Source organism: Rhodococcus sp. NPDC079359, assembly GCF_040702585.1.
In the GTDB taxonomy this organism is placed as follows: domain Bacteria; phylum Actinomycetota; class Actinomycetes; order Mycobacteriales; family Mycobacteriaceae; genus Rhodococcoides.
Genome location: NZ_JBFBLH010000005.1, coordinates 59,657 through 81,542, shown reverse-complemented (window position 1 = coordinate 81,542; position 21,886 = coordinate 59,657). Strand labels below are relative to the sequence as shown.

19 protein-coding genes are annotated in these 21,886 nt (G+C 66.2%); 9 read left to right on the top strand and 10 right to left on the bottom strand.

Annotated elements, in window-relative coordinates; translation table 11 throughout:
- Positions 1 to 36: 36 nt before the first annotated feature.
- On the top strand, positions 37 to 1,422 hold the full coding sequence (locus tag AB0362_RS13855; RefSeq protein ID WP_032394396.1) for a class II 3-deoxy-7-phosphoheptulonate synthase: 1,386 nt from the start codon (positions 37 to 39) through the stop codon (positions 1,420 to 1,422).
- Here AB0362_RS13855 and pknB read toward each other — a convergent pair whose 3' ends face one another.
- Positions 1,423 to 3,405 (bottom strand): Stk1 family PASTA domain-containing Ser/Thr kinase, encoded by a 1,983-nt coding sequence (gene pknB / locus AB0362_RS13850; protein WP_317808997.1) that lies wholly within the window; start codon positions 3,403 to 3,405, stop codon positions 1,423 to 1,425.
- A 185-nt stretch (positions 3,406 to 3,590) separates the two neighbouring features.
- On the opposite strand from pknB, the gene AB0362_RS13845 reads away from it, so the two are divergent.
- Entirely contained in the window at positions 3,591 to 3,962 is a 372-nt protein-coding gene (locus AB0362_RS13845; RefSeq protein WP_068052028.1) for an Rv2175c family DNA-binding protein, read from the top strand.
- Here the strand turns inward: AB0362_RS13845 and AB0362_RS13840 are convergent.
- The 4 genes from AB0362_RS13840 to AB0362_RS13825 all read right to left on the bottom strand — a co-directional run bounded on the left by AB0362_RS13840 (position 3,959) and on the right by AB0362_RS13825 (position 9,390).
- Entirely contained in the window at positions 3,959 to 4,924 is a 966-nt protein-coding gene (locus tag AB0362_RS13840; RefSeq protein ID WP_317808999.1) for a phytoene/squalene synthase family protein, read from the bottom strand. The genes AB0362_RS13845 and AB0362_RS13840 overlap by 4 nt on opposite strands.
- 11 nt (positions 4,925 to 4,935) lie before the next feature.
- On the bottom strand, positions 4,936 to 6,579 hold the full coding sequence (locus AB0362_RS13835) for an alpha-(1->6)-mannopyranosyltransferase A (RefSeq protein ID WP_366235733.1): 1,644 nt from the start codon (positions 6,577 to 6,579) through the stop codon (positions 4,936 to 4,938).
- A 157-nt stretch (positions 6,580 to 6,736) separates the two neighbouring features.
- A complete protein-coding gene (gene crtI / locus AB0362_RS13830; protein ID WP_366235732.1) occupies positions 6,737 to 8,320 on the bottom strand; it encodes a phytoene desaturase family protein in 1,584 nt (527 codons plus the stop codon).
- Positions 8,321 to 8,331: 11 nt separating this feature from the next.
- Positions 8,332 to 9,390, bottom strand: a complete 1,059-nt coding sequence (locus AB0362_RS13825; protein WP_068052016.1) for a polyprenyl synthetase family protein — start codon at positions 9,388 to 9,390, stop codon at positions 8,332 to 8,334.
- Positions 9,391 to 9,638: 248 nt separating this feature from the next.
- Between AB0362_RS13825 and metF the strand changes: the two genes are divergently transcribed.
- Positions 9,639 to 10,565, top strand: coding sequence for a methylenetetrahydrofolate reductase [NAD(P)H] (gene metF, locus AB0362_RS13820; RefSeq protein ID WP_269593991.1), 927 nt, complete (start codon positions 9,639 to 9,641; stop codon positions 10,563 to 10,565).
- A gap of 6 nt (positions 10,566 to 10,571) precedes the next feature.
- Here metF and AB0362_RS13815 read toward each other — a convergent pair whose 3' ends face one another.
- From AB0362_RS13815 to AB0362_RS13795, 5 genes are all read right to left on the bottom strand, one after another.
- Positions 10,572 to 11,651 (bottom strand): glycosyltransferase family A protein, encoded by a 1,080-nt coding sequence (locus AB0362_RS13815; RefSeq protein ID WP_366235731.1) that lies wholly within the window; start codon positions 11,649 to 11,651, stop codon positions 10,572 to 10,574.
- Between the two features lie 86 nt (positions 11,652 to 11,737).
- The gene (locus AB0362_RS13810) at positions 11,738 to 12,493 is read right to left on the bottom strand and encodes a DUF3153 domain-containing protein (RefSeq protein WP_176460266.1); all 756 of its coding nucleotides are present in this window, start codon (positions 12,491 to 12,493) and stop codon (positions 11,738 to 11,740) included.
- Between the two features lie 27 nt (positions 12,494 to 12,520).
- Positions 12,521 to 13,363 (bottom strand): carotenoid biosynthesis protein, encoded by an 843-nt coding sequence (locus AB0362_RS13805; RefSeq protein WP_317784383.1) that lies wholly within the window; start codon positions 13,361 to 13,363, stop codon positions 12,521 to 12,523.
- Complete coding sequence (locus tag AB0362_RS13800) at positions 13,360 to 14,967, bottom strand: NAD(P)/FAD-dependent oxidoreductase (RefSeq protein ID WP_366235730.1); 1,608 nt, start codon at positions 14,965 to 14,967, stop codon at positions 13,360 to 13,362. Before AB0362_RS13800 ends, AB0362_RS13805 begins: the two co-directional genes overlap by 4 nt.
- Before the next feature lie 4 nt (positions 14,968 to 14,971).
- Entirely contained in the window at positions 14,972 to 15,589 is a 618-nt protein-coding gene (locus tag AB0362_RS13795) for a GNAT family N-acetyltransferase (RefSeq protein ID WP_317784381.1), read from the bottom strand.
- Between the two features lie 196 nt (positions 15,590 to 15,785).
- On the opposite strand from AB0362_RS13795, the gene AB0362_RS13790 reads away from it, so the two are divergent.
- The 6 genes from AB0362_RS13790 to AB0362_RS13765 all read left to right on the top strand — a co-directional run bounded on the left by AB0362_RS13790 (position 15,786) and on the right by AB0362_RS13765 (position 21,777).
- Positions 15,786 to 16,241, top strand: coding sequence for an SAV_6107 family HEPN domain-containing protein (locus AB0362_RS13790; protein ID WP_269593892.1), 456 nt, complete (start codon positions 15,786 to 15,788; stop codon positions 16,239 to 16,241).
- A 227-nt stretch (positions 16,242 to 16,468) separates the two neighbouring features.
- Entirely contained in the window at positions 16,469 to 16,906 is a 438-nt protein-coding gene (locus AB0362_RS13785; RefSeq protein ID WP_068051986.1) for a DUF3040 domain-containing protein, read from the top strand.
- Between the two features lie 510 nt (positions 16,907 to 17,416).
- The gene (gene mraZ / locus AB0362_RS13780; RefSeq protein WP_027497352.1) at positions 17,417 to 17,848 is read left to right on the top strand and encodes a division/cell wall cluster transcriptional repressor MraZ; all 432 of its coding nucleotides are present in this window, start codon (positions 17,417 to 17,419) and stop codon (positions 17,846 to 17,848) included.
- Between the two features lie 220 nt (positions 17,849 to 18,068).
- Complete coding sequence (gene rsmH, locus AB0362_RS13775) at positions 18,069 to 19,100, top strand: 16S rRNA (cytosine(1402)-N(4))-methyltransferase RsmH (RefSeq protein WP_317784380.1); 1,032 nt, start codon at positions 18,069 to 18,071, stop codon at positions 19,098 to 19,100.
- Entirely contained in the window at positions 19,097 to 19,924 is an 828-nt protein-coding gene (locus tag AB0362_RS13770) for a hypothetical protein (RefSeq protein ID WP_317784379.1), read from the top strand. Before rsmH ends, AB0362_RS13770 begins: the two co-directional genes overlap by 4 nt.
- A complete protein-coding gene (locus AB0362_RS13765; protein ID WP_068051974.1) occupies positions 19,921 to 21,777 on the top strand; it encodes a penicillin-binding protein 2 in 1,857 nt (618 codons plus the stop codon). The genes AB0362_RS13770 and AB0362_RS13765 overlap by 4 nt, the downstream gene beginning before the upstream one ends.
- Positions 21,778 to 21,886 lie beyond the last annotated feature (109 nt).

The window sequence follows — 21,886 nt, the reverse complement described above, 5'->3', positions numbered from 1 at the left end:
GTCCTGCGGCTTCGGCGGTGCGAATATCCTGTAGCCGTGAACTGGACTGTCGACGTACCCATCGATCGCTTGCCCGACCTGCCGCCGTTGTCGCCGACGCTGCGCTCTCGATTGGACGATGCGTTGGCCAAGCCGGCTGCGCAGCAACCGCAGTGGGATCCCGAGCATGCTGCCGACATGCGCAAGGTGCTCGAGAGCGTGCCACCGATCACCGTCGCCGGTGAGGTGGAGGCGTTGTCGGACAAGCTCGCCGCCGTCGCTCGCGGTGAGGCCTTCCTGCTGCAGGGTGGCGATTGCGCCGAGACGTTCGTCGACAACACCGAGCCGCACATCAAGGGCAACATCCGCACGCTGCTGCAGATGGCTGTGGTGCTCACCTACGGCGCGAGCATGCCGGTGGTCAAGGTCGCCCGTATCGCCGGTCAGTACGCCAAGCCGCGGTCGTCGAACATCGACGCGCTCGGTCTGCAGTCCTACCGCGGCGACATGATCAACTCGCTCGTCGCCGACGAGAGCGTCCGCGGCCACGATCCGTCACGACTGGTGCGCGCGTACGCCAATGCCAGCGCGGCGATGAACCTGGTCCGCGCACTCACCGGTGCAGGCATGGCGGATCTGCACAAGGTGCACGACTGGAACCGCGAGTTCGTCGCCCAGTCGCCCGCCGGTGCGCGCTACGAGGCGCTCGCGGGGGAGATCGATCGCGGCCTGCGCTTCATGGATGCCTGCGGCGTCTCCGACCCCAACCTGCACACCGCGCAGATCTTCGCCAGCCACGAAGCACTCGTTCTCGACTACGAGCGTGCGATGCTGCGTCTGGACAACACCGACGATCACCCCAAGCTGTACGACCTGTCCGCGCACTTCCTGTGGATCGGCGACCGCACCCGCCAACTCGACGGGGCGCACATCGCGCTGGCCGAGCTGATCTCCAACCCGATCGGTCTCAAGATCGGGCCCACGACCACGCCCGAGATGGCCGTCGAGTACGTCGAGCGCCTCGACCCGACCAACAAGCCGGGACGTCTGACGCTGATCTCACGCATGGGCAACGGCAAGGTACGCGACATCCTGCCCGCCATCATCGAGAAGGTTCAGGCCACCGGCCACCAGGTCATCTGGCAGTGCGATCCGATGCACGGCAACACTCACGAGGCCTCGACCGGCTACAAGACGCGCCACTTCGACCGCATCGTCGACGAGGTCCAGGGATTCTTCGAGGTGCACAACGGCCTCGGAACGCATCCGGGCGGAATTCACGTCGAACTGACCGGCGACAACGTCACCGAGTGCCTCGGCGGTGCCCAGGACATCTCGGACCTGGACCTCGCCGGCCGGTACGAGACCGCCTGCGACCCGCGTCTGAACACGCAGCAGAGCATCGAACTGGCATTCCTCGTCGCCGAGATGCTCCGCGACTGATCAGGGTAGCGAGACGACCATGACCTCGGAGCCCGGTTCCACCCGAGAACCGGCTCCGGGGCTCTGGGTGATGACCAGCGACCCGTCGGTGTCCACCACCTGACGGACGTCGATCGTCAGGCCCAACGTCTCGACGGCGGTCCGGGCCGAGCCGACCGAGCGACCCAGCAGCGACGGCACGGTGACGGCATTGGACACCTCGAGCGCAGCGGTGGTCCCGGATCGCACCGTCTGCCCGGCCTCCGGCGTCGTTCCTATCGCCCTGCCGCCGTCGGTGTCCTCGTCGAACGTCTCCCGAACCTCGCCGACGGTGATGCCCACCGATTCCAGCGTCGTCCTGGCCTGGTCGACGCTCTGCCCGCGTACGTCGGGTACCTCGACCGGCGGTGCCCCCTTGCTGCGCAGCACCGTGACCGAGCTTCCCGTGGTCAGCACGGTGCCGGGCGGTGGGTCCAGGGCTGCGACGCCGCCGATCGGAGCGGACGTGCTGAAGGCCTCGCCGCCGTCGACGGGTGTGAACGTTCGGTCTCGCAGTTGCTGTTCCATGTCGTCGACGGATGCGCTCGTGTCGATCGAGGGAACGGTGGGGCGACCCAGCGACACCAGCAGAAACACCGTGTCGCCCTTGGCGATTCGCGATCCACCGGTGGGATCGGTGCCGATGAGAAGGTCGGTGTCCACCGAGTCGGAGTAGGTTCCGCGCACCGTGGCTTCGAGACCGGCGGCTTCCACGGCACTGGTGGCACCGGTGGTGTCGAGCCCGTCCACCATCGGGACTGCGGTGTAGCGACCCGAGCCCATCCACCATCCGCCGAAGCCGACCAACACCGCGAGCAGGGCGACGACGAGGAGCCAGATGACGATCGCTCGGCGCGAGCGCTGGCGGTCGGCGTCGAAATCGGGGAACTCGTAGTGCCGCCTACCGGTCGGGGGTGGCCCGGCGGGCGGCACCTCGGCGATGTCCTGGCCGTGGTCGATGCCCCGCGATGTGGGCGAGGTGACCACCCTGGTGTGCTGCACCCCGTGTTGCGGAGGTGGGGGCGGCGAAGTGTCCACGACATGGGTGCGAGCGGACGGCGGACGGTTGCCCGCGACCGTCGTCGGTGCTCCGGCTGCGGCCGAGCTCAGGTGCTCGGCCGAGCGCTTGGGTGCCGGCACTCGGTACTCGGGCAGCGCCAGCGCCGACGCGGCTGCGCGCAGGGCCCGGGCCATGTCGTCGGCATTGCGGTACCGGTGTTCCGGGGCGCGGACGGTGGCGCGCTGGACCACCTCGTCGAACTGCGGGGGGACGCCTGCGATGAGGGTGGAGGGCAGCGGTACGTCGTTGTCGATGCGCTGGTAGGCGATGGACAGCGAGGTGTCGCCGGTGAACGGCGTGCGTCCGGTCAGCAGCTCGAACAACACGACACCGACGCCGTAGACGTCGCTGCTCGCGGACGCGGAACCGGTGGTGACCTGCTCGGGAGACAGGTACGCGGCGGTGCCCAGAATCACACTGCTCGACGTCACGGTGGAGGCCGCTATGGCTCGGACGAGTCCGAAGTCGGCGATCTTCACGTCGCCGTCGTCGCTGATCAGGATGTTCTCGGGCTTGATGTCGCGGTGCACCAGACCGGCGCGGTGGGCGACGGCGAGTGCGTCGAGAACCGGCCGGATGACGGCCGCTGCAGCATGCGGAGGCATCGGTCCGCGCTCGCGCAGCAGCTCACGCAGAGTTCCGCCCTCGACGAGTTCCATGACGAGGAAGGCGTGTTCGCCGTCCCGACCGTGGTCGTAGACGGCGACGAGGCCCGGGTGACTGAGCCTGGCCACGGCCCGCGCCTCGAACTCGAAGCGCTGAACGAACTGTGGGTCCTCGGCGAACTTCGGGTCCATGATCTTCACCGCCACGGGGCGGTCGAGCCTGGTGTCGAGTCCGCGGTAGACCGTCGACATACCGCCGCGCGCGATCGGTGCGTCTATTCGGTATCGACGATCGAGCATCGAACCCGGTATCACCGAACCTCCCCTCGTCGTCCACTGGTCTTCCGGCGTTCGACGCCGGATGCTGAAGTCGATCGTATCGGTGCAGGAGATGCCGACCGACGATCGTGGCTCGTGTGTTCGTCCTGCTGGGCCGACTGTCACGCTTTTGATGTCTGGATGCCGGACCCGTTAACGTTACCTGCGTGAGTGCCATTCCCTATGCCGACGACGTGCTCGATCCGTCGGTGTCCGTGCTGCAGTTCGCCGACGTCGCGAAGATTCTCGACGTTCCCAAGACCCGCGTCGAGCAGCTGATTCGAGATCGGCAGCTGCTGGCGCTGAAGCGTTCGCGTGTGCCCGGTGTTCCCGAGCAGTTCCTCGACACCGACAAGGGCACCATCGTCAAGGGCCTGCCGGGTCTGCTGGCCGTGCTGCACGACGGCGGTTACGAGGACGAGGAGATCCTGCGGTGGCTGTTCACCGAGGACGAGAGCTTGCCCGGTGCACCCGTCGCTGCTCTGCACGGCGACCTGATGCGCGAAGTGATCAGGCGAGCTCAGGCAATGGCCTTCTAGCGAATCGTTGCGCGCTTGAAGCCGGTGACGGCGAACTGCGGAAGCGCGATGCGAGCTCGGGTCCACTGCGGCACCGTCGCGCGTTGCGAGAGCACGCGGTAGCCCTGTGACTCGACCTCTGCGAGTATGCGGCCGTACAGGATCGATGCCGTGCGCATCGACGGTCGCACTCGCGGATCCAGCATCTCGATACCCGCGTCGGACGTGCGGTAGATCGAGCGGGTGACGGCGATCAGGTGCGCGAGGGCCCTGGTGACCCTGGCGTCGACATTTCCCGTGGTGCGGCACCACCGGAGCAGTTCTTCGTCGACACCGAACGCCGCGAGTTCGTCGGTGGGCAGGTAGATGCGGTCGCGATCGAGGTCCTCACCCATGTCTCGGATGAAGTTGGTGAGCTGGAACGCCTCGCCGAGGGCTGCGGCGGGAGGCTCGGCCTCCGACCGCTCGACGACGGTTCCCAGGATCGGCAACATCTGCAGTCCGATGACCGCAGCGGAGCCGTACATGTACTCGCGCAGCTGCTCCATCGTCCGGTAGCGCGAGACGAACATCGGACTCCCCGGAATGTCCATGCGCATCGAGTGCATGAACGCGTAGAAATAGTCGTGCGGAATGTCGTAGCGCGCCACGGTGTCGCACAACGCGCTCAACACTCGATCGGACACGCTCTCGGACAACGGTTTTCCCGCCAAGGCATCGCGCACCCGGGACTCGATCACGTCGAGTTCGACGATGCGTCGGGCGTTGAGTTCGTCAGATCCCACGGAGATGTCGGTGCCCTCGAGGTCCACGATGTCGTCGACCATCCGGGCGAACCCGTACAACGCGTGCACGCCTGCGCGCTTGTCGGTGGGGAGCAGGCGAGTGGCGAGGAAATACGTCTTGCCGTGCTGGGCGTTGAGTTCGCGACAGATGCGGTATGCCTCGTGCAGCTCCGGATCGATCCCGTCCAGTTCTTTCATCGCGCGAGCCTTCATGACGTGGATTCGTCTCCGGTCGGTTCCGTTGCTGGGGTCTTGGGTGCGTTCGGCACGGCACGGTGCTGCCTGGATCGGTCCGATCGTAGACGCAGCGGATCGACGCGCGTCAGAGACAGAGCTGCGACGACCGCGGCGAAGACCGCCAGTGCGACGTGTCCGAAGGTGTAGAGGCCGATCGATCCGTCGGGTTGGAAGACGAGCATGAGCCATGTCGACAGGCCCGTCAGGATCATCAGGGTTGTGCGCGAGAGTGCGAAGCCTGCGGCGACAGCCAGTGGCCACGAGTAGTACCAGGGCAGGGCCGCGGGGGAGAGGACGACGGTGGCGACCAGGGCGATCAGAATGCCCTTGACCGCGTCGCGTTCGGATCTGCGGCCCAACCACCAGGCGACCGCGAGCACGACGACCAGCGCGATGGCGCACAGCAGGCGGGTGACGTCGAGAACGGGTCCGAGGCGTAGATCGAGGAACCACGACGTGCTGACGGTCACCAGGTGAGCCAGAATCGTGGGAAGCGAGAGCCAGTTGATGATTTTGGCCGATCCGGAAAGCGCGGTCAGCCAACCGATTCCGACTCCGGCGATCACCGACGCCACGGCGAACACAGCAACGAAGACGGCGGCTCCGATGCCCGCGGTCTTGACGAACGCCAGGGCGGGCGGCATCGGGGTTCGCCCCTCGGCCCGCGCCTTCTCCCGCAGATGGAGCATCCAGATCCACACCAGGAAGGGCAGCGCCAGGCCTGCTGTGGCCTTGATCGCCACCGCAATCGCGACCAGTGCGATGCCGCCCACGTGTCGGTGTTCGAGCGTCAGCACGATCCCTGCGGTCATCAGGCCCACCATGAGCAACTCGTTGTGCACTCCGCCGATCAGGTGGATCAGGACGAGAGGGTTGAGGACGGCGAGCCACACCGCGGTGGTCGCGCGGCCGCCGAGGTGTTTCGCAAGCCGCGGAACCGCCCACATCATCAGTGCCAGGCCGGGCAGCATCGTCAGGCGCAGCAGCATGGTCCCGGCGATGACGTTGTCGCCGGTCAGGCTGGTGATTCCGCGACCGAGCAGCAGGAACAGCGGGCCGTACGGGGCGGTGGTGGTGGTCCAGACATTGCTGACGTTGTCCAGCAGAACTCCTGGATTGGCAACGGGGCCAACGGCATACGGGTCGAATCCGTCGCGGAGCAGAGCGCCCTGGGCCAGGTAGGAGTACGCATCGCGGCTGAACATCGGCACCGACAGCAGTAGCGGAGCGGTCCATGCCGGGACGATCCAGCGCAGTTCGCCCACCGTGGTGCGGCCGTGCAGGGTTGCGCGCCCGAGCCGAACCCACGCGGTGATCATCAGCAGTACGCCGACCCAGACGATGATGGTGGAGAGTACGAATCCGTGGCCGAATCGCAGCCACGACAGGTGCATCTCCTCGAGCAACGGATCGCGTCGGCGCACACTGCCCGCGCCGAACCCGCCGAACACGATACAGACGGCACCGACCACACCGAGTATCGCTGCCTTGCCCTCGGGGCTGCGCAGGAAATTGCCGGTTGCGGTGAGTCTGGACTGTCGTCGCGCAGCCGAGGGTGGGGTGCCGCCGTCCGACGATCGATCCTCGGAGGTGGAGTGCGACGAGATCGAAGACATTGCCGCCTGCTCCTCCTCTGCAACGAGTTGTGGGTCGAGATGTGTACGTCGGCCGATGGTTCTCGCCGATCACCGAACGATCATGGTCGCAGCAATGAGCGCGACCGGCAAACGATCGCGCTCAGCTTAGTTGGTCGACGCAGTGAATCGAACGAACCTACCGGCCCGTGCGCCCTGTCACCCGCTGCGCGGCGAGCTTTCCCGACACCAGAACCGTGGGGACGCCCACTCCAGGAGTCGTGCCCGAGCCGGCGAGAACCACGTTGTCGAGCCCGGCGACCATGTTCTTGCGTCGGAACGGTCCGGTCTGCCTGAACACGTGGGCGGACGAGAACGGAGAACCCTCGATCATGCCCTTCTGCGCCCAGGTCTCGGGTGTGTCGATGTGGTCGAGCGTGAATCCGTCGAGCAGACCCTTGTATCCGCGAGCCTCCAGGGTCGTCAGAATCTCGTTCAGATACGGCTGCGCCAGCTCGCCCCACGGCAGTGGAGCGCTGTCGAGATTGGGGCACGGTGCGAGGATCGACACCGGTTCGCTGCGCACTCCGCCGCGCACCACTTCGAGATCGGGATCGCTCACCGACGGTCGGGTGATCAGCAGGGACGGATCGGCCATCAAGGATCCCTTGCCCGATCGCGCGGTGATGCGGCGGAAGGTCTCGGCCCATTCGTCGCCGAAGTCGATGGTGTGGTGCGCGCGGGCGGGCCACGTCTCCGTCAGCTCGACGGGAACGGTTCCGTGCGCGACGACCGCCGACGGTGAGACCACGCCGTATCCGTTCCGTCGGCCCTTCTTCGACACCGACGCTCTGTCGAGGAGTCGATCGACTACGGGGAGGTCTGCGGTGAGAACGAGTGCGTCGCAGGCGATTCGACCACCGGCTGCAGTGATCACGGAGTTCGCCCGACCCCGGTCGACGGTGATGTCGACGATCTCGGTGCCGAGTTCGAGCGTGCCGCCTGCGGTGACGAACGCGTCGGCCATGGCCTTGGCGATGGCCGCCATCCCTCCCTCGGGGAAGAACACTCCGAGGGAGGTGTCCATGTGCGCGATGGCTCCGTAGACCGCCAGGGCCTTCTGGGGGGCCATGCCTGCGTAGAGCGCCTGGAACGTGAAGACGCGGCGTAGGCGGGTGTCCTTCAGGAACTTGTCGACGCGGGGCCCGAGGCGGCCGAAGCCACCCAGCTTCGTCAGTGTCGCGGTGTCGGAGATAGCAGCTTTCGATCCCACGAGATCGAGCGGTGAGTCGAAGTTCGAGTCGATGAAGCGGTCGAACTCGGCGTCGAAGATGTCGGCGAGCCAGCGTCGCAGTTCGCGGTATCCCTGCGCCTCGGCGGGGCCGCAGGTGCGTTCCACCTCGGCCGCCATGGCCTCGGGATCGGAGTAGACGTCGATTGACGTGCCGTCGGCGTAGCGCGTGTGATACGACGGCGACAGAGCCGTCAGCCGAATCGGCGGCGTGGTCGACTCGAAGTCGGCCCCCACGGCGGCGAGTGCCTCGAGCACCAGGTTCGGCATCGTCAACACGCTTGCACCGTTGTCGATGTCGTAGAGGTGCGATCCGTCGGTGTCCGATACCGGGTACACCCCGACGCGGCCGCCCACGGTCTCGTCACGCTCGACGAGCGTGACTTTCTTGCCCGCTCCCAGTAGGTGCAGACCGGCGGCGAGGCCTGACAATCCGGCTCCCACGACGACGACGGAGTCGGTGGTGCCGGAGACCGTGCGGATCGAAGACATGGCGCTCTCTTTCAGTACTGCCGTTGGATGGCGGCGGTTGCCATGGCGCGCAGGTGCGCGGCAGCGACCGGTTCGATCGAACTGTTGTCGAGGGCTGCGACGGCCCGGGTCCCGAGGTCGTCGATCTGTTTCTCGACCGCGTCCACTGCGCCGAGTTCTACGAGAATGGAACGGATGTCGGCCACTTCGTCGGCGTCGAGTTCGGTCCCGAGGCTGGCCCTGATCGTGGCTGCGTGATCCGGCCTCGTCTCGTCCGCCTTCTGCAGTGCCAGCGCGATCAGGACGGTGCGTTTACCCTCGGTGATGTCGTCGCCGGACGGTTTGCCGGTCACCTCGGGATCGCCGAACACTCCGAGGAGGTCGTCGCGCAGTTGGAACGCGATTCCGATGTCCGCACCGAAGTTGCGGTAGGCCGAGATCAGGTTCTCGTCGGCATCGGCGAGGACTGCGCCGAGATGAAGCGGCCGCTCGACGGTGTACGCGGCGGTCTTGTAGCGGTTGACGCGCATTGCCGCCGCAACGCTCTCGTCGGTGCCTGCCTCGGCTTCGATGTCGAGCAACTGACCGCCGAGAACCTCCGTGCGCATCGCCGACCACACCGGCTGGACTCGCCGCGCGGCATCGGCGTCGATACCCGACTCGCGCAGTAGATCGTCGGCCCAGCACAGAGCGAGATCGCCGACGAGTATCGCTGCCGATTCACCGAAATGGTCCGCACAGCCGGTCCAGCCCGCGTCCCGGTGCCGCTGGGCGAAGCCGACGTGCACGGTCGGGAAACCGCGTCGCGTGCTGGACGAGTCGATGATGTCGTCGTGGATCAGAGCGCAGGCCTGGATCAGTTCCAGCGCCGAACACGCCCGCAGCACTGCCTCGGCGCGGGCACCGGTGGACTCACCGCCTGCACCGAGCCACGCGGTCCAAGCGAACGCGGGGCGCATGCGTTTGCCGCCGCGAAGCACGAACGCCTCGAGATCGGCCACCGCATCGGGGTAGCCGCCGCCGACGGTGTCCACGACACCTCGGCGCGAGGCGAAGAACTCGGCGAGAGTCGCGTCGACCGCCGAACGCATCGCCTTCGGGTCGTTCGCGGCGACGGGGGCGTCGGCTACGGGTGAAGAAAAGTCTCCGGACAGGACGATCCTCCAAGGTTGCTGTGAATTGCGTGGATTCCGGTTCCCACAGTAATAGCCGCGCACACCATGGGCCGACGTGCAGCGAACATCTGTCGTCCGGGAGGCCTCACGGGCGTCGCTGGGGCACAACCTATGCTCTTCGGGTGAGCGAAGAATCCGTCAGGGGGCGGTCGAGTCGAGGATTCGTGACGAGTACACCGTCCATCGTCGACCGACTACGGACAGAACCCGAGGCCAGGATCCCGTTCTCGGTGGAGTTCTCGCCTCCACGAGACGCGGCGGCCGAGGCCAGGCTGTGGCGGGCGGTTCGTGAGTTCGAACAACTTCAGCCCGCATTCGTGTCGATGACCTACGGCGCAGGCGGCTCCACCCGCGATCGAACGGTGCGTGTCACCGGGCAGATCGCCGAGGAGACCACCCTCCTCCCTGTGGCGCATCTCACTGCCGTCTCGCACAGTGTAGACGAGCTGCGATCGATGGTCGGGTCGTACGCGGACCGCGGCATCACCAACATTCTCGTATTGCGGGGAGATCCCCCCGGAGATCCACTCGGCGACTGGGAGAAGCATCCGGACGGAGTCGAGTACGCCGAGGAGCTCGTCCGGCTGGTACGTGATCTCGGCGACTTCCACGTCGGCGTGGCGTCGTTCCCCGAAGGTCACCACCGCGCCGCCGACCTCGAGCAGGACACCCGGTGCCTGGTCGGCAAGTTGCGGGCGGGTGCCGAGTACTCGATCACACAGATGTTCTTCGATGTGGACGACTACCTGCGCCTGCGGGACCGCGTGAGTGCGTTCGACGCCGAGCAGGGTGCCAAGCCGATCATTCCCGAGATCATGCCCATCACCTCACTTCGTTCGGTTCGCCGGATGCTCGAGCTCTCGGGTACAACGCTTCCGTCGCACCTGGACGAGAAGTTCACTCGCGCAGCAGGATCCGGTCCGGAAGAGGACCGCGCCGCCGTCCGAGAGGTGGGCATCGAACTCGCCACGAACATCGGTGAGCGCCTGATCTCCGAGGGCGCGCCCGGATTGCACTTCATCACCCTGAACTTCGCGCGCGCGACGCGTGAGGTGTTGAGCAACCTGGGGCTCGCGGCCGCACGAGTGTGAGACGGGTCAGGTCTCGCCGCGCGGCATCGGGCGCGACTTCCACGACAGCGCGCCACGACGCCTACGCACGTGGGATTCCGCGACGAGGCCGACGAACGCGAGAATCGACACCGGGTGCAGCGCAGCATCGACTGCGTCGACCACCCCGAATCGCGATCCCACCTCGCGCCGACGGGTGGACATCCGAGATACCGTGCCGGCGAGATACCCGGCGAGACCGAGGCGGCGCGTGACACCCGAGGACGTGAGTGCGGTGACCGGGGGCAGTACGTACACGGCCGTCAGTGCCAGGGCCGCCGCAGCCGAACCGGCCGGTCCACCGAACTCGCTCCACAACCACCTGCTGTAGCCGGACCGCAACTCCGCGGCCGATCGGTACATCCGGCATCGGACGAACCCCGCACCCGACGCCACCGCCGTCGAGAATCCTCGTCGACGCAGAGCGCGTGCCAGATCCAGGTCCTCGGTTGCGCTCGCCGCCACGCATCCGTGGCCACCGATGGCGCGATAGGCGGCGGCGTCGAAGGCCATGAACTGCCCGCACGCGACCGCCATCGACGGTGCGAGAGTGGCGTTGCCCAGAGGTACCGGAAGCGTGGACATCCACGACCACGCGAGCAGGGGCTGGACGAGTCGCTCGACGGTGCTCTCGGCAAGTTGCTCCGGCCACGGGCACAGCAGGGAGGCACCGCGCCGTCGCAGTACCCGGGCCGCTGCCGCCACCGCCTCCGGTTCGAGTCGCACATCGGCATCGACGAACACGATCAGCGACGTCATCGGGTCGTCCTCGTCGGCCAGTCTGGCGAGCTCGGCGCACGCTGCGGCCTTGCCGGTCCAGCCGGCCGGGGGAGCGACACCGGAGGTCACGACGCGAATCCTCGGGTCACCGTCCGCAGCCGCACGGGCAGCGGACGCCGTTCCGTCGGTCGAATCGTCGTCGAGGACGATCACGCGCAGGTCTGTGCACGATCGTTGCCGCGTGAGGTCGCCGATCAGCGCAGGCAGCGTCGAAACCTCGTTGCGGGCGGGAACGCAGACGACGACGCGCTCGGTGACGTCGTGGTCCGGGCAGCGCAGGCTAGGCATGAACCGAGAGTTGAACACGGAGACCGCGGCCGACGCTGTCGCGAGGACGCTTGCCGTCGCCGTCGTGCGCGCGAGCAGGCGGGCTCTCACACAGACGTTCTGTCGGTGGAGCTTCCGGAGTCGGTGTTGCGCGACCCGCGGCCCCGCAGCGGTGGGTTGCGCGACACCCAGGCCATGGCCCCGACGATGGCTGCGACGCCGACGGTCACGCCGCCCACGATGCCGGCCCAGCCGGCGAAGCTGCGGGTGTTGGGATCGGGATAGTTGACCTCGGCGCGCAGCGAGGTGACCTCGCCCGCAGGCAACTTCCACGAGATCGAGTTGTCGCTCTCGCGGGTGCCGTTGGTGGTGCCGATGCGGGCCGGGAACGCGATGGTGAACTGTACGTCCGAACCCTGCACCGGAACGGAGGACAGATCGGCGTTGCCTGCCAGAGTGACGGTGTCACCCGAGCGCTGCAGCGTCAGCTGGAACGATCCGGCCGCGTTCTGGAAGATCGAGCCGAGGGTCTGCACGTCGCCGAACGACAGATCGTCGAAGATGGCCTGCGACCCGACGTATCCGTCCTGGTTGTACGGCTCGACGCGAACCTTGTCCTCGATCGAGGAGGGCACCACCAGTTCCGGGCCGGTGTCGGAGTCCGATGTCGGCACGCTGGCAGCCACGATCTGACCCGCGACGCGGTCGTTGGCCGACACGCCCATCGTGACCTGCACACGCAGGCAACCGGCCAGCATCGGCGCGACCAGCAGCGCCAGCGCGACCACCGAGAGAACACGGCGGCGGTGGGTTCGATGAGATGTTCGCGATGTCGACTGCACAGCGACATCGTGCCAGGACATCGCGGTGATGTCAGTCGGCAGGGGTTGTCAGCGAGGCGTGTCGGTACCGGAGCGATCGACGGCCGCACGCGGTCCGGCCCCGAGTGGTCGGTCGCGACGGGCAATCCACAACAGGGGGATGCCGACGAGGCCCATGACGACGAACCCGTACACCGCCGAGTATCGGAGTTCCGGACCGTCGAGGAACACCGCGTGCGCGAGCGCCGACCCCAGCCACGTCCACAGGAACAACCCGATGGGCACCGCGTCGTCGGATGGCTGTGGGCGACCGACGGCGCGGTCGAGCGACTCCATCACCGCGGCCATCAGGGTGGCCACCACCAGCCAGCCGAGGTAGTTGGTGAGCGGAATCGACGGCACCCCGGGCAGCCCGGCCGATCCGGCGGTCCAGGTCCACTGTCCGTCGGTGACCATCTGCGGATCGAGATACAGGTCCCAACCGACCATCCCCACCGCGACCGCCACGATTCGGAGGGCGGTGGCGCGTATCTGCGTCGTGTCGAGACGGCGAACGACGAAGGTCACTGCACACCAGATCGGGTAGAACCCGGCCGTCCACGCCAGGGGAACCACGACAGGTACCTCGAACAGGCTCGGGCCCAATCGATTCTGCGCGTAGAAGTATTCGCCGAACGGGATGCCGGTTGCCGTGCCGACGAGTTCGGACGCGAATCCGGTACCTGCGGTCACGACGACGAGAATGGTGGCCCACACGACGCCGCGATTGAGTGCCGCGTGCAGGATCGACGCAAGCGCGAGCAGGGCCACCACCGCCACCGTCACTACGTCTCTGGTCGATCCCGACACCAAGGGGTAGAGGATCTGGCAGCCCACGGCAGCGGCAGCCACGACGATCGGCGCAACCTTCATACCCGTTTCCTTCCGAAGAACGTGCGACGGCGGGCGGCGCGGGCGTCGGCGATCGCGATCCGCGCCGCCGAGCGGCCACTGGCCGCTGTGACCCCTCCGCCGGGATGGGTCGATGCGCCGGTGAGATAGAGCTCGTCTGCACCGGGGACCCGATGTCCGGCCAGTTGAGGATGCGGTCGCCACATCATCATCTGGTCCAACGACATGTCCAGATGCATGATGTTGCCTCCGACCAGACCGAGCTCCCGCTCGATGTCGGGCGGCGACTGAACGAACCGATCCAGCACCGATCCCGCGAAACCGGGTGCGTATCGGTCCAGTTCGGCCACGATCCGATCCGCCTCGAACTCGGCCAACGAGCGCTCGCCGGGAACATCCGATCGCCACTGTCTGCCGTCGGCGAGGGTGTGGGGATGCCACTGCGACCACAGAGAGATCTGGTGCTGTCCCGGCGGCGCGATGGTGGGATCGAGCGCGCTGAAGGACATCCCCAGCACAGCCGGGGTGGGCGGCAGATCGCCTGCCAGCGCGTGCCCGTGTGCCAACCGCAGTTGGCTGCGGTCGCGTACCAGCAGCGCCAGACCGTGGGTGCCGTCCTCGATCCGGTCCGCGCTCGGGAACGCCGGAAGGGCGTCGGTGGCCAGTCTGACCGCGGTACCGATCCCGGGCCCCACCCGAATGGTGCTGCGCCACCGCGCGAGCTGCGCCGAGTCGTGGCCGCCGGCTGCCAGCAGGTCGAGGGTGGTCACGATGTGGCAACCGGCCACGACGATGCGGCTGTCGACCTCCCGTCCCGACGCGGTCCTGGTGGTCCAGCCGTGTGGGCGGCGTACGAGCGAGGTCACGGCGTCGCCGAGCGTCAGTACGGCACCGTCGCGCTGTAGCCGAGAGATCATCGCCTCGGTCAGCGCGCCGCTACCGCCGACGGCGCGGCCCGGCGGAAGGGTGTGCATGAGGGCAGCGAAGCCGACCATCGGTGCGGTACCCGGCTCGGACATCGGCGGACCCGACTGTGCGCCGAACCACGCGAGTGCGGCCTTGAGTCGTTCGCTCGAGAACATCTCGTCCAGCAGGGAATCGCCGGTGGCCAGGAATTCCCGCGAGAGCATGCTGCCGCCGTCGGGCGCGCCGAGGCCCCAGAAGGATCGGAGCAGTTTCGCCCCGGTTGGTGGTCCGCCGAACGCACGCATGGTGCGTTCGCTGCGGGGACCCCAGACGGAGACGAAGGTGCGGTAGGCGCGTGCGTCGGCTGTGCCGCAGGCAGCGGCGATGGAGTCGCAGGTTCGGTCGAGATCGCGGTGGAAGACGATGCCGCGTTCGTCGGTGCCGACGGCCCCAGGCGCGAACGCCCAGGGATCGCAGTCGATGTAGCGCAGACCGAAGTCGGCGAGTCCGAGCTCCTCGATGATGCCGGTGTGACGAATCATGATGTGCGCCGACGAACCACGGTCCACGCGGTGGCCGGGAAAGCGTTCCACCGTCGATACCGCGCCACCGGCAACGGAGTCGCGCTCGAGAACCTCGACCGACATGCCGGCGTCGGTCAGGTAACAGGCAGAGGTCAGGGCATTGTGGCCGGAGCCCACCACCACAGCATCGATCACACCTTCAGGCTACTGGCCCGTCGAGAGGCAACCGGCGGCCCAGGACTGCGAAGGGGCGTCGGTCACCGGCGAACGTGAAGTCCCGTAGTACGTCCACGAAGCCGAGCCGCCGGTACAGCCGCCAGGCTCGATTGTCCTCCTCCGAGACCTCGGGTGTGGACAACATCACGTTCTGCGCGGAAACGCCGTCGAGCAGTCGGCTGCACAGTCGTCCGCCGAGGCCGTGCCCCTGAGCGCTCGGCAGGACGTGCAATTCGGTGAGTTCGAAGTAGTCGTCGAGCGTGGCCTCGACGTTCTGTGGGGAATGCCCCGTGCGTCGCAATCCGTCGCGAACCTGTTGATGCCACCACTGGTGCGCGGCACCGTTGTAGCCGTATGCGACGGCGACCAGGGAATCGGGTTGTGTCGGGTCGGTGTTCGGGAGCAGTGCACCGACTGCTCGCCAGCCCGGCCGATGCAGGTGTTCGCTCCACATCGGTGCTCTGCTCTGTTCGGTTCCACGCGGATAGCCCATGGCCTCGACGTAGATGGACAGTGCCTCGAACAGCCGCTGGCGGAATTCCGGGGGCGTCAGATCGACCAGGTACGGCGTTGTCTGCGCATCGGTGACGACTGTTCTCAACCTTTCTTCGGAAACTTGTCGGTGGGCACAGCTATATTGAATGTGTCGAACGGGTGTTCGACAATCGGGGCCGAGTGCGCCGGTGGTTTCGGCTCGGATCCTCGAGTCGGATTCTCCGGAGTTCGACTGTAAGGCTTCGCCACGGTTCCGGCCGCGCCAGGTGCGCGCCGGAGATTCGAACTGGAGGTGTTCGAGTATGACGATCACGAAGGCATTCGATGCCGGAGTGCGGTCGCCGGTGTCGCGTCAGGCTCAGGTTCTGTTGGGTCGAGCGGATGCTCTGCTGTCCGAGTCCATCGGGGAGAGCAATGCCGGAGATCGATTTCTCGGCAGCTACGCCGCCGCACTGAAAGGCGCGGCAGCGGTGCTCGCGTCGTTGCCGAATTCGATCGGAGCGCGTCCTCGTTCACGCAGTGCGTGGGTGTTGATGGCGAAGGCGGCACCGGACCTTGCTGTCTGGGCCGACTACTTCGCGTCCTTCTCGGCCACCCGGGCTGCAGTCGAGGCCGGTGCGTCGAGCACGATCGACGATCTCGACGCCGACGATTTCCAGCGGCACGTCGGTCGTTTTCTGAACTCCGTCGAGGATCGACTCGGCGGGCAGGGGCGTTTCGCGTCCGTCGACCCGATGACCGCACCCTTGTCGGCGTAGCTCACACAGCTGGACGTCAGGCGACAATCGCCACGTCATGCGGTGTTCGCACGGAGTTTTCGGGACGTGCGTCTCGAAAACTTCGGTGTTTCTCAGGAACACATCGACCGAGTAGGTGGTAAGCGGCCGATTCAGCTCGTATCATCGACAACAGGTAGCCGCCAAGGTCAGCTTCCCGTCGTTTCGTAACCGAAATGACCTTCAATATCTGTGCAGGGGGAGGTACCGTGCCACTCTCCGAGCACGAGCAGCGCATGCTCGATCAGATCGAGAGCGCTCTCTACGCCGAGGATCCCAAATTCGCGTCTCATGTGAGGGGCGGTCGCGTACGCGCGGCGTCGAGCAGGAGGCGCTTTCAGGCTGCCGCGCTGTTCGTAGTGGGACTCGTGTTGCTCGTCGCCGGTGTTGCATTGTCGACGAACAGTTTGGCTTTTCTCGTCGTCAGTCTCATCGGCTTTTTGTTGATGTTCGGTGCCGGGGCACTGTTCCTGTTCGGCGGTTCCAGCAAGGGAGCCGCAGCGTCGCAGGACGAAGGCAGCACAGCCAACGATGCTGCCGAGACGTCCGGGCGATCTACCGGGCAGAAATCGAAGGGTGGTCGCAAGGGCGGCAGCTTCACCTCTCGCATGGAAGATCGGTTCCGTAAGAGGTTCGAGCAGGACTGAATCGACCGGGTTCCATCGAACCGACTCGTCTCCACAGCTTCACGCGTCGACGTAGAACAGCATCTCACCCTCGGGTGAGGTGCTGTTGTCGTTTTCTGCCCGCGAACAGACGCCGCAGAATTGCCTGCAGCCCTCCGCTCCGCGTCGAGGGTCGGCTCGAACACTCCCGCGCACGGGAATTCTGGGATCCCTCCCCGACACTCCCCACTTTCACCCACATTCCCCACTTCTCCCCACCGGGGCCCCACTGAAGGGCAGAGATCTGCGTCCATCCGCCACACCCGACGTCGAGGTGCTGGTCAGGCGGCTTCAGTGGTGGACCCGAGGGCTGTCGCTCCCGAATCGAACCGGTGATATCACCCGCGGCATCGCTGCCGAAGCAGCCGATCTTGTACACGCTGAGCTGCATGAATGTCACTTTCGCCAAAGTTTTCCGGCTGCGAATGGTTCGAAGTGGGGGAGAGTGGGGTAAAGTGGTCCGCAGCGGAGAGTCGAGGCTGGAGGTGGCGAGTGTTTCTCGGTACCTACACGCCGAAGCTCGACGACAAGGGTCGACTCACGTTGCCGGCCAAGTTTCGGGACGCGCTTGCAGGAGGGGTCATGGTGAGCAAGGGGCAGGATTTCAGCCTCGCTGTCTACACCGCGGCCGACTTCGCAGAGCGCTCTCGGAAATTGACGGCGGCTTCTCGTGCCAACCCCAAAGCCCGTGCTTACGTTCGCCAGTTCTTCTCGGGAACCGACGAACAGCGGCCGGACGGACAGGGTCGAATCACCATCAGTCCCGAGCATCGCCGGTACGCGGGGCTCGAACGAAACTGCGTGGTGATCGGTTCGATGGACTTCATCGAGATCTGGAACGACGAAGCGTGGGCGCGCTACTCCGCTGAGAACGAACAGGATTTCTCCGACGCTTTCGACGAGTCCCTCGGAGGGATCTTGTAGCCCGAACCAGGTCGCCTGCGAGTGCAGCGAGGCCTCTGCCCGATCAGAACCCTGACGTTCTTCCCCAACGCCAGGTTTCGCAGATCAGGACCCTGACGTTCTTCCCCAACGCCAGGTTCCCTATCGGACAGGGACCTCGATGCATTCGCGTCGGCTTCGGTGGGCGACCCGCACGGCCCGGACCCGGGCGAGAAGTACGTACGCGCGACCGGGAGGAACCATGACGGAGGGCACCGGACCGGACGACATCGAGTCGTCCGCCGACCGAACCCACCGTCGATCCGCCGGCCCCCTCCACGTTCCGGTTCGACTCGAACGAGCCGACGAACTGCTCGGACCCGCACTCGGCTCCACCGGCGGTACTCGCGTCATGATCGACGCAACACTCGGCCTCGGCGGTCACGCCGAGCATTTCCTGCGGACCTATCCGCACCTGCACCTCATCGGACTCGACCGGGATCCCGATGCGCTCGAGCTGGCCGGAGCCCGCTTGGCTCCCTTCGCCGATCGAATCACGTTGGTGCACACGACCTACGACGGCATCGCCGAAGCGCTCGACGAGGCCGGTCTGCCTGCTGTCGGCTCCGTTCACGCGATTCTGTTCGACCTCGGAGTGTCGTCCATGCAGTTGGACGAGTCCGATCGCGGATTCGCCTACTCCGTGGACGCCCCACTCGACATGCGAATGAATCCGACCGTGGGAATCACCGCCGCAGACGTCCTCAACACGTACTCGCACGGCGACATCGCACGGGTCCTCAGCACGTACGGCGAAGAACGGTTCGCCGGCAAGATCGCTTCCGCTGTACTGCGACGCCGAGAGCATACTCCCTTCACCACGAGTGGCCCGTTGGTCGAATTGCTCTATGCCGCAATTCCGGCCGCGACCCGGCGCACCGGCGGACACCCTGCAAAGCGCACCTTCCAGGCACTTCGCATCGAGGTCAACGGTGAATTGGATTCGTTGAAGGCGGCGGTACCTGCCGGGCTCGACGCGTTGGCTGTCGGCGGCCGGGTCGTCTTCATGTCGTATCAATCGCTCGAAGACCGAGTCGTCAAGCAGGAGTTGGCACCTCGGATCAAGTCCCGCAGTCCCGAGGGGCTGCCGGTCGAGCTTCCAGGAATGGGTCCGGAGTTCCGGCTCCTGACCAGAGGTGCCGAGCGTGCCTCGGATTCAGAAATAGACGACAACCCACGTTCGGCTCCGGTGAGATTGCGCGCCGCCGAACGGATTGCAAGGAGAGCGGAATGACGGTTCCAGGCACAACCGTTGGAACACAACGCAATCGGGTTCCAGCACCGAGGAACAGGGTCGCTCCGCAGGCTCCACTCTCGCGACCCGAGCGTACGAGCAAGGGTGGTGGACGATCAGGCGCTGCACTTCGCGCATACGAGCGCAGGCAGCAGCGTGCGTCGATCCATACCTCGGATTCTGGGCGTGGTTCCGGGGCCGGTGCGCGGCCTTCGCTGAACGGAAGCGCTATCGCCGCGCGAATCCCGTTCGTCGCCTTGATCATCGGCCTGCTCGCCATCGGTCTCGGTCTGACGTTGCTCCTGACCACTCGGTCCGCAGGAGACTCCTACGATCTCAGCGCCGCCAAGGCCGTCAACGCCGAACTCGCTCAGGAGCGGGCGTCGTTGCAGCGTGATGTGGAGTTGGCGGAATCGGCTCCGGAGTTGGCGCGCAAGGCCGCCGAGCTCGGGATGGTCCCGGCGAAGAACTCCGCGCGTCTGATCGTCGCGCCGGACGGCGGTGTCCAGGTCGTCGGTACTCCGGCTCCGGCCGACGGTGCGCCGGTGGCACCGCTCGATCCGGTACCGGCCGCGGCCGCAGGCGAGGGCACCGTCGCGAATCCGAGCACGCAGTCATCGCAGCAGCAGACGCCGCGAAGCGCGTCTCAGCCCAACCGAACCTCGGGCACGATCGACACCCGCGCCGCCACGCCGAGTACAAGCAATGGAGCTGGAAACACCGCGCTTGCTGAACAATTGGTTCCCATGAGCATCCCCTCGCTCGAAACACCTTCGGTCGAAGCCCCCGAGTCCACCGGCGAAGCATCGGGTGGCGGGCAGTGACCAGGCCGTCGCCTGCTCCACGCCGTCGGCCACCGAGCCGAAAGCGTCTCGACTCGTCCACCTTTCGGTTCCGTCACGGCACCGGTCGCGTTCTGATGTATGTGGCGCTCGCCGTCGCGGCGGCACAGTTGCTGTGGATTCAAGGATTCGATGCGCCGAGGTTGTCGGCCGAGTCGGCGTCGCAACGCACCACAACTCTCGTCGATCCGGCGATGCGTGGATCCATCCTGGACCGCAACGGCAATCCGATCGCCTTCACGATGGAGGCCAAAGCGCTGACGTTCCAACCGGTTCGGGTTCGCAAGGAACTCGACGAGGCGAGGGCGAAGGACCCCACCGAGCCGGAGACCGAGCAGTACCTCGAGGACATCGCGGCCCGCATCCACAGCGATCTCGGCGATGTGATCAGCGAGAAGGACCTGCTCGCGAAGCTGAAGAGCAATGACGAATTCACTTACCTCGCCCGCGGAGTGGACGCCACCGTGGCGTCGAAGATCAGCAAGGATTTCAAGCAGGTCGGACTCGAGCGTCAGGACATCCGTGAGTACCCGGGCGGATCGCTGGCCGGGAACATCGTCGGTGCCACCGGATGGGACGGACACGGTCTGCTCGGTCTGGAGGATTCGCTCGACGCGACCCTGGCCGGAACCGACGGTTCGCAGACCTACGACCGCGGATCCGACGGTGCCGTCATTCCAGGAAGCTGGCGGGACAAGCAGCCGGCGGTCAACGGTTCGAGTGTCGAACTGACCATCGACGCAGATCTGCAGTACTACGTGCAACAGCAGGTGCAGTTGGCAAAGGACCTGTCGGGAGCGAAGAACGCCTCGGCGTACGTTCAGGATTCGCACACCGGCGAGGTGCTCGCCATGTCGAACGACAACACCTTCAATCCCGGTATCGGAGTCGGCAACAACGAGCGCACCAAGGAAATGGGCAATCTGCCCGTCACCACGCCGTTCGAACCCGGTTCGGTGAACAAGATCATCACCGCGGCCGCAGCCATCGAGTACGGACTCACCACACCCGACGAGGTGCTGCAGGTACCGGGCAGCATCTTCATGTCCGGCGTGTCGGTCAAGGACGCGTGGGACCACGGCGTCGTGCCGTACACGACGACCGGCGTGTTCGGTAAGTCCTCCAACGTCGGCACCCTCATGCTGGCGCAGCGCGTCGGTGAGGATCGCTACGCGGACATGCTCACCAAGTTCGGCCTCGGCCAACGCAGCGACGTCGGTCTGCCCGGCGAGAGCGCGGGAAATGTACCGAGCCGTGATCAGTGGTCGGGTGGAACGTTCGCCAACCTCCCCATCGGTCAGGGCCTGTCCATGACGCTGTTGCAGATGACCGGGATGTATCAGGCCATCGCCAACGACGGGGTTCGCATCCCGCCGCGGATCGTCGAAGCGACAGTGGACGCCAACGGTCAGCGAACCGAGACCCAGCAGCCCGACGGGGTGTACGTGGTCAGTCCCGATACCGCGAAGACCGTCCGCAACATGTTCCGATCCGTCACTCAGGACGACACCGGGAACCAGCGCGGTACCGGAGTGGCCGCGGGGGTCGAGGGCTACCAGATCAGCGGCAAGACAGGTACGGCTCAGCAGGTCGATCCCGAGTGCAAGTGCTACTCGAACTCGAACTACTGGATCACGTTCGCCGGCATCGCGCCCGCCGACGATCCCCGCTACGTGATCGGGATCATGCTCGACGCCCCGACCCGCAGCGCCGACGGTTCGGGCGGCCAGTCGGCAGCACCGCTGTTCCACAACATCGCCAGCTGGATGCTGCAGCGGGACAGCGTGCCGATGTCCGCGGACCCCGGACCCAAGCTGGTTCTGCAGGCGGACTGAGATCCCGACCCGCCGGTCCTCGTAGTCGGGGCGGCGACATCACGATCCCGGACGCCGGTAATCTGACACATCGGCTCGGGCGTCTTCGTTCGTCTGCCGCCGCGGCGTG

What these genes read in the sequence shown, in the direction of transcription:
- pknB (WP_317808997.1), bottom strand. Translation starts at nt 3,405, where the DNA reads ATGCTCGATCGTCGATACCGAATAGACGCACCGATCGCGCGCGGCGGT.
- AB0362_RS13840 (WP_317808999.1), bottom strand. Translation starts at nt 4,924, where the DNA reads ATGAAAGAACTGGACGGGATCGATCCGGAGCTGCACGAGGCATACCGC.
- AB0362_RS13835 (WP_366235733.1), bottom strand. Translation starts at nt 6,579, where the DNA reads ATGTCTTCGATCTCGTCGCACTCCACCTCCGAGGATCGATCGTCGGAC.
- crtI (WP_366235732.1), bottom strand. Translation starts at nt 8,320, where the DNA reads ATGTCTTCGATCCGCACGGTCTCCGGCACCACCGACTCCGTCGTCGTC.
- AB0362_RS13825 (WP_068052016.1), bottom strand. Translation starts at nt 9,390, where the DNA reads ATGCGTTCGGCGGTCGACGCGACTCTCGCCGAGTTCTTCGCCTCGCGC.
- AB0362_RS13815 (WP_366235731.1), bottom strand. Translation starts at nt 11,651, where the DNA reads ATGCCTAGCCTGCGCTGCCCGGACCACGACGTCACCGAGCGCGTCGTC.
- AB0362_RS13810 (WP_176460266.1), bottom strand. Translation starts at nt 12,493, where the DNA reads ATGTCCTGGCACGATGTCGCTGTGCAGTCGACATCGCGAACATCTCAT.
- AB0362_RS13805 (WP_317784383.1), bottom strand. Translation starts at nt 13,363, where the DNA reads ATGAAGGTTGCGCCGATCGTCGTGGCTGCCGCTGCCGTGGGCTGCCAG.
- AB0362_RS13790 (WP_269593892.1), top strand. Translation starts at nt 15,786, where the DNA reads ATGACGATCACGAAGGCATTCGATGCCGGAGTGCGGTCGCCGGTGTCG.
- rsmH (WP_317784380.1), top strand. Translation starts at nt 18,069, where the DNA reads ATGACGGAGGGCACCGGACCGGACGACATCGAGTCGTCCGCCGACCGA.
- AB0362_RS13770 (WP_317784379.1), top strand. Translation starts at nt 19,097, where the DNA reads ATGACGGTTCCAGGCACAACCGTTGGAACACAACGCAATCGGGTTCCA.